This window comes from Flavobacterium azizsancarii (genome assembly GCF_027980145.1).
GTDB classification, from domain to species: Bacteria; Bacteroidota; Bacteroidia; order Flavobacteriales; family Flavobacteriaceae; genus Flavobacterium; species Flavobacterium azizsancarii.
This window is the reverse complement of the sequence record NZ_JAMZNK010000080.1, coordinates 1-12,943: the sequence shown is the minus strand read 5'-3', so window position 1 is coordinate 12,943 and position 12,943 is coordinate 1. Positions and strand designations below refer to the sequence as shown.

Here is a 12,943-nt window from a genome sequence, read left to right as displayed (position 1 = left end):
CTTAACACTCTGATAACACCAACCTTAACCATTGTCCTTTTTTTGACTTTATCGGAATTTTCGTAAGCACATTGTCCTTTTCATAATAACAACACTTGAAGAACCTCCATTATCGAGGTTTTTCTATTACTTTATAATAGCTACCTACCATTCATTTCAGCTCCTTTTAACAGATATACCTCATTATGCCACGAAGACTCAAAGATTCTTTTGCTTTACCTTTGAATAAGACACTAGGATTTGCTCCCCATACCTATATACACTACTTCTAATAAGAACAACTGCCCTAGCCCCGATAGAAATAGAAATCCTTTTGCTTTTTTCTTTAAAAAGTAAAAGATTGAAATGCATAGCGGGATGAAGCTCCTAATTCATAAAATCGAATAAACCATCTTCTCTTCTAAGCTATAAATAATAAACCCGACAAGTTTTTTTTAACTTGTCGGGTTGCAAATACAAAATCGTACCTTATATATAGGAACCGTTATTCTTTATTGACTGCCTTTGCTTTTGCTTCCCAATGATTCATCAGGTCATCGTAGTTTACGGGATTTGCAGCTTTCTGATTTGCGAGTCGGCCAGATTCAAATGCCCTGATGAGGATTGTCTCTATCAGATAATCTTCATTGGATTCATAGGGTTTATATTCTGTTTTTAAACTAATGTCAAATAAATTGGCTGTTGTATTGGATACGAAGGCTTTAAAACCGCTTTTTAAGGTTCTGATTAATTCATAAGTAGTGATTCCGGTTTGCCTGTGAACAAGTTTAACCAAAATTTGCCCTTGTTTACGCGACAATTTTTTAAGTCTTTCTTCGAATTCATTATTAAGATAGTCTTCGACAATCTTAAAATACTTCTTCTTTTCGCGATTGGTTTTCAAACGCGCCATTCCGCTATTCAAAGCTGTTAATCTATCTGCAGCTAATCTTGCATAAGGATATACTTTGTAAACCCTGTTCTGAAGGATCATAAACTGTTTTTGTGCTTCGGGATCTAGCTTTTCTTTCGAAATAATAATCTCGGGCAATTCGATAGTATCATTTAAAACAGAATCCCGCTCGGTTAATATATAGCCCATTTGTTGATTTTCTTTGGGCTTAACCTGGGCCTGACTTGCAAACGAAATCATTAAAAGGAATAAAATACTATAGCTAAATCTCATTGAATCATAATTTAAGTGTAAAATTATATATTTATACACAACTCTAATACCAAATTTATAAATTAGCAAAAAAATATTTTTATGAGCACAGAATCTATCTTAAAAGATACCTCGATTGCTTTCCTTGAAAGCTACCTAAATAACGCTTCTCCTACTGGTTATGAAAGTGAAGGACAAAAACTTTGGATGAATTATTTGAAACCATATGTAGACACTTTTATTACAGACACTTACGGAACGGCTGTTGGAGTTATTAATCCTGATGCGCCTTTTAAAGTGGTTATTGAGGGTCATGCTGATGAAATTTCATGGTATGTAAACTACATTACTGATGACGGTTTATTATACGTTATTAGAAATGGTGGTTCTGATCATCAGATCGCACCGTCGAAAAGGGTTCATATTCATACTAAAAAAGGTATTGTAAAGGGTGTTTTTGGATGGCCGGCAATTCATACCCGTTTACGCGACAAAGAGGAAGCGCCAAAAATCAGCAATATCTTTATCGATTTAGGTTGCGAAACGAAAGAGCAGGTTCTTGAAATGGGCGTTCATGTAGGTTGTGTGATTACATATCCTGATGAATTTATGATTTTGAACGAGAATAAATTTGTTTGCCGCGCTATTGATAACAGAATGGGTGGATTTATGATTGCAGAAGTTGCCCGTTTATTAAAAGAGAATAAAAAAACACTTCCGTTTGGTCTGTATATTGTCAACTCGGTTCAGGAAGAAATTGGTCTTCGTGGTGCTGAAATGATCGCACAAACGATTAAACCTAATGTCGCTATTGTGACTGATGTTTGCCATGATACGACTACACCAATGATTGATAAAAAGGTTGAAGGCGACCTAAAAATGGGAAAAGGTCCGGTTATTGCTTACGCACCGGCTGTTCAGAACAGACTTCGCGATTTGATTGTCGATACTGCTGAAGAAAATAAAATTCCGTTTCAACGTCATGCAACTTCGCGCGCAACAGGAACTGATACTGATGCATTCGCTTACAGTAATGGCGGCGTAGCATCGGCATTGATTTCTTTGCCTTTGCGTTATATGCATACAACTGTAGAAATGGTTCACAGGGAAGATGTCGAAAATGTGATTCGATTGATATATGAATCTTTATTGAAAATCGAAAACAATGAAACTTTTTCTTATTTTAAATAAGAACGTACTTAAAGTAGAAATTCGGTTATTTAATAAATAACCGAATTTTCAAATAAACAACTCAATGAAAATACTACTACTCGAAGACGATTTTACTTTATCCAAAGAAATCTCCACATTCTTTACTTCAAAAGAGTTCGAGTGTTTCCCTTATTATGATGGTTCTTTATTATTGAAAAAATACTTTCCTTATGAATATGATTTAATCGTTCTGGATATCAATGTTCCGGGAGCTAACGGAATAGAGGTTTGTAAAGGGATTCGCGAAATCGACAAAAAGACTCCTATAATTATGTTGACCGCTTTTAGCGAAATAGAAGATAAACTGGCTTCTTTTGATAATGGTGCTGATGATTATCTGGTTAAGCCTTTTCATTTTGATGAATTATACGCCCGGATCTCTTCTCTTTTAAGACGAAAGGAAATCCCTCAGCAAACAGAAAAAAAGATCATTATTAATAACTTAGAAATTATTGAAGATGATATGAAGGTCTTTCGCTCTGGTGAAGAAATCAAACTTACTCCAAAAGAATTTAAACTCATTTTAATTTTAGCTCAGGCAAAAGGAAAGATCTTGTCTAAACAATTTATTGCTGAAAAACTTTGGGATTATCATATTGAAACGAATCAGAATACAATTGAGGTTTATATCAATTTTCTAAGAAAAAAAATAGATAAAGAACACGAAACTAAACTTATTCGAACTAAAATTGGTTATGGATATTATCTGAGCGATCGCGAATGACATTAAAAAACCGAATATCACTTTTAGTCAGCTTGTTATTTACAGTCCTTTTTGGATTGGCTTCTACTTTGATATTTGTTTTGTATTCTAATTTCAGGAAGGACGAATTTCGTGATCGTCTGGAAATAAAAGCACTTTCGAACATTAAACTTCTCGTAAATGTTAAGGAAGTTGACAATCAGCTTTTAAAGATGATTGATCAAAACTCGATTAATAAATTATATGATGAAAAAACATTGGTTTTTGATTCTAACTATAAACTTATTTATAGCAGTATTGATGATGCAAAAATTAAATGGTCTATTGAGGATTTAAAATATTTAAAAAAACACAAGACTTTTTTTAAACAGCAGGGAAATTATGAAGTTTATGGTGTTTTCTATGATACACACGACAGGGATTTTTATGCCTTAATATCCGCAACTGATAATTTTGGACAACGAAGACTGCTTTTTCTAAGATATACCTTAATAGTGTCTTATATTTTTTTTACCTGTATTTGCTGGGTTGTAACCTCTATTACGGTAAAAAAATTAATGAATCCGCTAAATACCTTTCATCAAAAAATAAAAAACATAAACGAGAATAATCTTGATACTCGTGTGGAATCTAAAAGTAATAAAGATGAAATCGATTTAATTGCCAATGAATTCAATTTTATGATGGATAGAATTGAAATTTCCTATCAGAGGCAAAAAGAATTTACCGCAAATGCTTCTCATGAATTAAGAACTCCATTGTCGAGGATTACCTCGCAAATAGAGAATGTTATTGCAGACAGTAAAACTAGTATTGAGAGAAAAAGCTTCCTGACTAATATCTTGTCTGATGTCAATCAATTAACTGCATTAATTAATTCGTTATTAATTTTATCTAAAATAGACAACAAAAAACAGGAGGCTAGTGAAGTTCATCGTATGGATGAGATTCTGTTTTCGGCCATAGAAAATTTAAAGAAAAGCTTTCCTGAATTTGTTATTCTTTTTGAAATGGAAGAAAGCGAAAGCTTATATACTGCCTTAGAAATAACGGGCAACAAAAGCTTATTGGAAATTGCGATAAGCAATGTTTTAAAAAATGCTTGTGTTTATTCGCATAATCAGCAAGCTAAGGTAATTATCAGTACTAAAGATGATACTTTGATCGTCTCTGTTTTAAATACTGGAACAACCTTAAATGAAACTGAGCAAAAAAATCTTTTCCAGCCTTTTATGCGAGGTCTAAATTCTAAGGGAACTTCAGGGTTTGGACTTGGATTACGTATTGTTCAGCGCATTCTAACACTTCATAATGCATCAATAACTTACAGTGTTCCAAACATTAACACGAATTTATTTCAATTATTTTTTCATTTATAAATTATTTTAAGGTATTTTTAAGGTAGATTTTAAGGAGTCTTAAAGTCTGGTGATAGCATATTTGTATAAAATAAAAATGATACAATGAGAAAACTCTGTGCATTCCTACTTGTACTCCTCGGTCCTGTAGTTTTGGCTCAAAAAACAGTTACCCTTCAAGACTGTGAAAGCCAATTTTTAAAAAACAATCTCTTTCTGTTGGCATCGCAATACAATATCGATGCATCTAAGGCATTAACAATTCAAGCCCGAATTTGGGACAACCCTTCGCTTACTGCTGAATTAAATGCGTACAACCCAGAAAGAAATCAATATTTTGATATTGGAAAACAGGGGCAAAAAGCATTTGGTATCGAGCAATTAATTTATTTAGGCGGAAAAAAACGCAATGAAATTAAGCTTGCTCAAACTAATGAAAAGTTAGCAGAGCTGCAATTCAATGATTTATTGAGAACCTTGAAACTACAATTGCGAAAAAGTTTTTTTACTGTATTCTACAACAAAAAAAGTCTTGAAACTACAGATAATCAACTTGCTCATATAGAAGATTTGATCAACTCATATTCTGTTCAGGTGCAAAAAGGCAATATTCCCTTGAGAGATCTTGTTCGTTTACAATCGTTGTATTTAAATTTTAAAAATGAGCGTATGGAAGTTGTGAATGAAAACATTGAAGAACAGGCGAATTTAAAATTATTACTGAATTCTACCGATAATATAGTCCCGGAAGTTTCAAAAGAAGAGTTTAATAAATACATCGTTACAATCCCGTTTGATCTTAAAACTTTTCAAGATGAAGCACTTGCTAATCGCCCTGATTATCTGGCAAAACAAAAGGATATCGAAGCAAACGAAATTAACGTAAAATGGCAAAAATCACTTTCTATTCCTGATATCACCGTTGGTGCCAATTATGACCAGCGAAGTGGTGCTTTTAATAAGGAGGCTAATTTAACACTTGGAATTCCGTTGCCTCTTTGGAATAAAAACAAGGGAAATATCAAATACGCACAAACGATTTTAGAACAATCGAAAATTGAAAAACAAAATTTTGACTTGCAATTGCAAACGGAGATTACTGCAGCATGGAACAAATGGGACGAATCCCGCAAAAACTATGTTGTGATAAAACCTACTGTCAATTCTGACTTTGAAGCGGTTTACAACGGAATCCTTACGAACTTCCAGAAACGAAATATAAGTTTATTAGAATTTACTGATTTTATGGAAAGTTACAATCAGGCTTCTATTCAGATAAATGAATTAAAGAAAAAAGTAATGCTTTCAGGCGAAGAGTTAAATAGTACAATCAACAAAGACTTATTCTAAAACTAAATAAAATGAAATATAAAATAATTATAGGAATTGCTCTTGTGAGTTTATCAATCGCAAGCTGCAAAAAGGAAGTTGATAATCCGGATACTAATACCTCTTTTGCCTTAAGTGATGCGATGCTAAAAACAACGACAACAGCCGTGGCAGAAACCCTGCCTGTAAAAAATGTATTGAGTTTTTACGGAAAAATCACTGCTGATAACAATAAGATGATTGATGTTTATCCGCTTGTTGGAGGAAATGTGATTAAAGTAAATGTTGAACTTGGAGATTATGTGCGTAAAGGCCAAGTGCTAGCTACTATAAAAAGTACCGATATTGCAGATTTCGAAAAACAATCTATCGATGCTAAAAATGATTTACTGGTTGCGAAAAACCATTTGAAAGTTGCTCAGGAATTATTTGATGGCAAACTAAATTCAGAAAGCGACGTTCTTCAGGCAAAATCAGAAGTAAACAAAGCACAATCCCAATTAAGTAAAGTACAGGAAACATATAAAATTTACAACATCAAAGCAGGTTCTATTTATGAAGTAACCGCTCCTATTAGCGGGTTTATCATTCAAAAAAGTATCAATCAGGACATGCTTTTAAGAAATGACCGTTCTGAAAATATTTTTGATATCGCAGAGATTAGTGAAGTTTGGGCATTAGCCAATATTAACGAAATTGATATCAATAAGGTAAAATTGGGTATTGATGCTGATGTTACGACATTAAGTTATCCTGATAAGGTTTTTAAAGGAAAAGTAGATAAGATCTTTAACGTTATTGATCCCGAGACAAAAGCAATGCAGGCCCGTATAAAATTGCAGAATCCCGGTTATATGTTAAAACCAGATATGAATGCCAACATAAAATTATCTTATAGCGAAGGCAATTCTATGATAGCCGTACCTAGTAAGTCGATTGTTTTTGACAAAAGCAAAAATTTTGTAATGATTTTTAAGGATCGTAATAATATCGAGACGAGACAAGTAGATGTTTACCGAGTGGTTGGTGATACAACTTATGTTTCTAAAGGTTTAAAAGAAAATGAAAAGGTTATTACTAATAATCAATTATTTATTTATCGTGCTTTAAACGAATAATTAAATTAAATGCGGAAATCTGTATATATATTGAGTTTTGCAACGTTGCTTTTTTCAGCGCTATTATTTTCACAAGAAACAGATTCGATACGAAAATATAGCCTGAAATTTCAAATGACGTCTATATATCAATATCATCCGGATTTTCAGGCCAAATACTCAGGAACAAATAGTATGAATCCTAAAGAAGAAAGTGCTTTATCATTAACCTCAACTTTGTATTTAGACGTTCCTCTCTGGAAAGGTGCTACAGTAACTTTTAATCCTGAAATGTCAGGAGGACAGGGTTTATCTCAAGCCAGAGGATTAGGTGGTTTTCCTAACGGGGAAACTTTTAGAATAGGAGATACTAAACCTGTTGTTTATGTAGCAAGAATGCTTTTGGAACAAAAATTTCAATTTAAGAATGACAGATCCTTACAATTGGTGTTTGGTAAATTTGGATTATCAGATTATTTCGACAACAATACATATTCTCATGATCCAAGGACACAGTTTTTGAATTGGGCTTTAATGACACATGGGGCTTGGGATTATGCTGCAAACACTCGAGGATATACAGATGGATTATATGTAAATTATCAATTTGACACCTGGCAAATCAGGGCTTCATTAAGTGCTTTGCCAACTTATGCGAATGGTCCAAATGTTGAATTTAGCTTTAAAGATTCTAATGCTGTAAACATAGAGATTGAAAAGAAAGTGGTTTTTAAAAATAATGATACCAGTACTATTAAATTGCTGGGCTTTAGAAATGTGGCAGGAATGGGAAATTATGATGAAGCTAATTCAAATTTTACAACAATTCCGGATATTAAAAGTACAAGGCAATATGGCCGTACTAAATATGGTATTGGCTTAAATATGGATTATACTCATGGGGATAATTGGGGGCTTTTTGCCAGAATGAGTTATAATGATGGTAAAAATGAAACATGGGCATTTACAGAAATTGACAGATCTGCTCAACTTGGTATTAATTTGAAGGGTAAAATGTGGAACCGTGAGAATGATTTTGCAGGTATTGCAGTGGTTGCAAACGGATTATCCAGACCACATGAACAATATCAAAAATTGGGAGGAAATGGTTTTATGATTGGTGACGGAACTTTAAACTATGGGATAGAACAGATTGTCGAAATCTTTTATTCGTTTTTAATCCCAAATACACATATCACACTTTCACCAGATTATCAATTTGCCATGAATCCGGCTTATAACAAAGACAGAGGTCCAATACAGTTTTTAGCATTACGTTTTCATACAGAGTTCTAGAAGACAATACAATAAGGGCATTTATGTTCTAATAAATTAAAAAATAAAAATTCATCATTAAAAATACTTTTTAAAATGAACAAATTCATAAGAAATATTATTGCTTTCTCACTTAAGAATAAAGCATTTACCTTTTTTTGGGTGGGATTATTGGCAGTTGCGGGGTTTATTTCTTTCAAAAACATGCCTATTGATGCATTTCCGGATGTAACGAATACTCAAATCATTATCATTACGCAATGGAACGGTAAAAGTGCCGAGGAGGTAGAGCGTTTTGTAACCTCGCCTATCGAGATTTCTATGAACTCGGTACAAAAAAAGACGAGTGTTCGTAGTATTACAATGTTTGGTTTATCAGTAATCAAAATTATTTTTGATGATGGTGTCGACGATCAGTTTGCGCGTCTTCAGGTGAATAATTTATTAAAAAATGTTTCGCTTCCGGATGATGTAGAACCGGATGTTCAGCCGCCTTACGGACCTACTGGTGAAATTTTCAGATATATTGTAAAAAGTGACAGCAGGGATAGTAGAGAATTATTGACCTATCAAAACTGGGTAATCGACAAGCAGCTTCGTTCAGTTCCCGGTGTTGCGGATTTGAATGTGTTTGGGGGACAAACTAAAACGTATGAAGTAGGTGTTGATCCTATAAAATTAGCAAAATATAATATTACGCCGCTTCAGGTATATAATGCTGTAAATGGAGGAAACCTGAATGTGGGTGGGGATATTATCGAAAAAAATGGTCAGGCTTTTGTTGTTCGCGGAGTTGGACTTCTGAAATCGATTCAGGATATCGAGAATATTATTGTCGACGATGCTAATGGGAATCCAATTTTAGTCAAAAATTTAGCTACTGTTTATGAAAGTGCCATGCCAAGAGTTGGACAAACTGGTTTAGGTAATAATGATGATGTTGTTGAAGGTATTATTGTAATGCGAAAAGGTGAAAATCCTCAGGAAACTTTGGCATTAATCAAAGCGAAAATACAAGATCTGAATGATAACGTTCTTCCAAAAGATATCAAATTAGTGACTTTTTACGATCGTGATAATTTAATGAATTTCACGACAGAAACGGTAATGCACAATTTATTTGAAGGAATTATTCTGGTTACCTGCGTTGTATTTCTTTTTATGGCAGACTGGAGGACGACTTTTACGGTTTCGATTGTTATTCCGCTATCGTTATTATTCGCCTTTTTATGTTTAAAAATGATGGGGATGAGTGCCAACTTGCTAAGTTTAGGTGCGGTCGATTTCGGGATTATTATTGATGGTGCAGTTGTTATGGTCGAAGGATTGTTTGTGGTATTAGACCGCAGGGCACATCAATTAGGAATGACGGCTTTTAATAAAATTGCCAAAGGAAGTTTGATTAAAAAAACAGGAGCTGAAATGGGTAAAGCCATATTCTTTTCTAAATTAATCATTATTACTGCTTTACTGCCAATATTCTCATTCCAGAAAGTAGAAGGAAAAATGTTCTCTCCCCTAGCCTATACTTTAGGTTTTGCATTAATGGGCGCATTACTTTTTACTTTGACATTGGTTCCTGTTTTATCACATATTCTTTTAAATAAAAACGTAAAAGAAAAACACAATCCGTTTGTTAATTTCTGGGATCGCATTGTTAGCAGTGGCTTCGCCTGGACATTTAAGCATAAAGTACAAACGCTTATTGGATCAATGGCACTTTTGGTAGCGGTCTTTTTTTCTGCTACATTTTTAGGAACAGAGTTTTTGCCTCAGTTAAATGAAGGAGCATTGTGGGTTACAGCTGAGCTGCCAATGAGTACATCATTGCCTGAAAGTGTAAAAACCGCTGCAACGATTCGAAAAGATTTGGAAAGCTTTCCTGAAGTAAAAAATGTTTTATCACAAACCGGAAGGAGTAATGACGGAACGGATCCTAATGGTTTTGGATTTATACAGCTTCAGGTTGACCTGAAACCAAAATCTGAATGGAAACGAAAAATAAGCATGGATGACTTAATTAACGAAATGGACGAAAAATTAAAAGTTCATCAGGGAATTACTTATAATTATTCGCAGCCTGTAATTGATAACGTTGCTGAATCAGTGGCAGGTTTTAAAGCTTCAAATGCGGTAAAAATCTATGGTGATGATCTGGATAAATTAGACGAATTATCAAATGAAGTTCTAGCACAAATAAAGAATATTCCGGGTATAAAAGATGCGGGAATACTAAGAAATGTTGGTCAACCAGAAATTAGTGTTGTACTTGACAGGGATAAAATGGCTGCTTACGGAGTAACATTAAGTGATGCACAAGCTGTTTTAGAACTTGCCTTTGGAGGAAAAACAGCAACTGAAAAATATGAAGACGATAAAAAATTCGATGTCAGAGTTCGTTTTTCTAAAGAATATCGTAAAGATGAAAATGATATTGCTGAACTAAAAGTACCAACTATTAGCGGAATTAAGATTCCGTTAAAGGAAATTTCAGATTTAAAAACCATCACGGGGCCAGCTTTTATATATAGGGATAATACGAAACGTTTTATTGGGGTAAAATTCTCTGTTCGTGATCGTGATTTAGGAAGCACAATTGCAGAAGCGCAGGCAAAAGTTGCCAAAATGAAACTTCCAACAGGATATACTGTGGGCTGGACAGGTGAGTTTGAAAATCAGGTTCGTGCCAGTGCGCGTTTGGCACAAGTTGTACCGATAAGCTTAATTGGGATATTTGTTTTACTATTTATACTTTTTGGAAACATAAAAGATTCATTGCTTGTTTTGGCAAACGTTCCTTTTGCAATCATTGGTGGAATTATTGCTTTACATCTTACCGGAATGAATTTTGGAATTTCGGCTGGTGTTGGTTTTATTGCTTTACTTGGGATATGTATACAGAACGGAGTTATTCTGATATCCGAATTCCATCATAACTTAAAAGAAAAATTCACACTCGAAGAGTCGATATTTAGAGGAGTAAAAGCCAGAACAAGAGCGGTAGTTATGACGGCACTTATGGCATCGATAGGTTTAATGCCTGCTGCAATTTCTACAGGTATTGGTTCTGAGTCGCAAAAACCACTGGCGATCGTTATTATTGGAGGATTAATTACGGCAACAATTTTAACGCTTTTGGTTTTCCCAATTATATTCTGGGTGTTCAACAGAAAAAAAGATGTTCCGATTGAATAAAGATATTGAAGATAGATTAATTGGTTAAATTAATTTGATTAGGTTTTAACGAAAAAAGCATCATTATTATTAATGGTGCTTTTTTTAATTTAATCCCAGATCCAAACGGATATAATATGCCAAATACAAAGTAATGGTATAACTAGAAATGAAAAAACGACCCCTGCTCAAGAAAGGCCGTTTTCATTATACTAACTCAAAACTCGATTTAAACGTTTATTTTAAATCTTTCAAAATGGCAATAGCTTCTGTTGCATTTGATAATTGTGCGTATTTTAAAGCTGTAAAACCTTTTTCATTTCTAACAGATGCACTTGCTCCATTTGCTAATAAAACTCTTAGAATGTCTACTTTATTGTAACGGGCTGCGATCATCAAAGGCGATAGATCTTCTGATATCTCGTTTACATTTGCTCCGTATTCAATAAGTTTTTTAACAAATTCAAGATCTCCTTTTCCAACTGCTACATTTAGAGGAGTTGAAAAACTATTTACAATTTCCATTTGTGGTTGTACAAATGATGTTTGATTTGAAGCCATTGAAACATTTGCAAATGCTACTAAAGCTACTCCTAAATAAATTACTGATTTTTTCATGATGATTGATTGTTAATGTTGATTGATTAATGATGATTTTTAAATTCTAAGTAAATGTAATTCTATTTCATGTATTATGCATAACAAGGTACTGTGTTTTAACTAATTCTTAACATTCTAATAACAAATGTCATACGAAACTAAAAATTTATGTTATCTCATTTAAAGCTTCTATAGTATAGACGCTGATGTTTCAAAAATGTTACAGTAAAAATGAAAATTAATAGAAAAAATCTTCAAAAAGTTTTAGATTCCGCAAATTCAAAACATTAGTTCTTTAACTTTACTTAAAATTAAACAACCTTTAAATGAGTAAGTTATAAAGATATCTATCCAAAAAAAACCAATTAATAACCTTAAAACCACTAATTATGGGAATTATCAAAAAAATTCTTGCGATCCTGATTCTAGTTTTGGCAATCGTATTAATTGCGGCTTATTGTATGCCGAAAAATTATGCCGTCGAAAGGGAAATTATAATTAATAGGCCTGTTGACACCGTTTTTAATTATGTTAGAAATTTAAAAAACCAGAATGAGTTCAGCGTTTGGGCAAACCTTGACCCTAAGATAAAAACTACTTATACAGGAACTGATGGAGCTGTTGGTTCAAAATCAACTTGGGAAAGCGATGTAAAAGAAGTTGGTGTAGGTGAGCAGGAAATTACAAAAATAACTCAAGGAAAACGTATTGACTTTGCATTGCGTTTCAAGAAACCTATGGAGGATACCGCAGTGGGATTTATATCTACAGAAGCTGTTGCAGGAAATCAGACAAAAGTAAAATGGGGAATTAACGGGGTTATTCCCTACCCTATGAATATCATGTTACCAATGATGAAAATGGATCATATGATTGGTAACGATTTGCAAAAAGGTCTCGAGAATTTAAAAAACAAATTAGAGGAGTAATAAATCTTTTTATAAAAAGAGGTTGTCTGAAAAGACGACCTCTTTCTTTTATTATACTAGTAGATTTACAGAGTGTTTCTTGAAAAATGTAAATTTGGGCTAAAATGGTCTTCTATAAACTT

Annotated in this window: 10 protein-coding genes; 8 read left to right on the top strand and 2 right to left on the bottom strand. The window is 33.5% G+C overall.

Annotated features, from left to right (window positions below):
* Positions 1–484: 484 nt before the first annotated feature.
* Complete coding sequence (locus NJT12_RS24305; protein ID WP_271338700.1) at positions 485–1,165, bottom strand: DUF4294 domain-containing protein; 681 nt, start codon at positions 1,163–1,165, stop codon at positions 485–487.
* A gap of 81 nt (positions 1,166–1,246) precedes the next feature.
* Between NJT12_RS24305 and NJT12_RS24300 the strand changes: the two genes are divergently transcribed.
* From NJT12_RS24300 to NJT12_RS24270, 7 genes are all read left to right on the top strand, one after another.
* Positions 1,247–2,335 carry a M42 family metallopeptidase gene (locus NJT12_RS24300; RefSeq protein WP_271338699.1) on the top strand — a complete coding sequence of 363 codons (1,089 nt, stop codon included), beginning with the start codon at positions 1,247–1,249 and terminating at the stop codon, positions 2,333–2,335.
* A 64-nt stretch (positions 2,336–2,399) separates the two neighbouring features.
* The gene (locus NJT12_RS24295; RefSeq protein ID WP_271338698.1) at positions 2,400–3,080 is read left to right on the top strand and encodes a response regulator transcription factor; all 681 of its coding nucleotides are present in this window, start codon (positions 2,400–2,402) and stop codon (positions 3,078–3,080) included.
* Positions 3,077–4,438: a sensor histidine kinase gene (locus tag NJT12_RS24290; protein ID WP_271338697.1), complete on the top strand. Its 1,362-nt coding sequence runs from the start codon at positions 3,077–3,079 to the stop codon at positions 4,436–4,438. The genes NJT12_RS24295 and NJT12_RS24290 overlap by 4 nt, the downstream gene beginning before the upstream one ends.
* Positions 4,439–4,522: 84 nt before the next feature.
* The gene (locus tag NJT12_RS24285) at positions 4,523–5,767 is read left to right on the top strand and encodes a TolC family protein (RefSeq protein WP_271338696.1); all 1,245 of its coding nucleotides are present in this window, start codon (positions 4,523–4,525) and stop codon (positions 5,765–5,767) included.
* A gap of 11 nt (positions 5,768–5,778) precedes the next feature.
* Positions 5,779–6,864 carry an efflux RND transporter periplasmic adaptor subunit gene (locus NJT12_RS24280; protein ID WP_271338695.1) on the top strand — a complete coding sequence of 362 codons (1,086 nt, stop codon included), beginning with the start codon at positions 5,779–5,781 and terminating at the stop codon, positions 6,862–6,864.
* Between the two features lie 114 nt (positions 6,865–6,978).
* Positions 6,979–8,139, top strand: a complete 1,161-nt coding sequence (locus NJT12_RS24275; RefSeq protein ID WP_271338694.1) for a carbohydrate porin — start codon at positions 6,979–6,981, stop codon at positions 8,137–8,139.
* 75 nt (positions 8,140–8,214) lie between these two features.
* Positions 8,215–11,313: an efflux RND transporter permease subunit gene (locus tag NJT12_RS24270; protein WP_271338693.1), complete on the top strand. Its 3,099-nt coding sequence runs from the start codon at positions 8,215–8,217 to the stop codon at positions 11,311–11,313.
* 216 nt (positions 11,314–11,529) lie between these two features.
* Here the strand turns inward: NJT12_RS24270 and NJT12_RS24265 are convergent, their stop codons facing one another.
* Positions 11,530–11,910: an ankyrin repeat domain-containing protein gene (locus tag NJT12_RS24265; protein ID WP_271338692.1), complete on the bottom strand. Its 381-nt coding sequence runs from the start codon at positions 11,908–11,910 to the stop codon at positions 11,530–11,532.
* Positions 11,911–12,281: 371 nt separating this feature from the next.
* Here NJT12_RS24265 and NJT12_RS24260 point away from each other — a divergent pair, with 371 nt between their 5' ends.
* Entirely contained in the window at positions 12,282–12,821 is a 540-nt protein-coding gene (locus tag NJT12_RS24260; RefSeq protein WP_271338691.1) for an SRPBCC family protein, read from the top strand.
* The last annotated feature ends 122 nt before the right edge of the window (positions 12,822–12,943 follow it).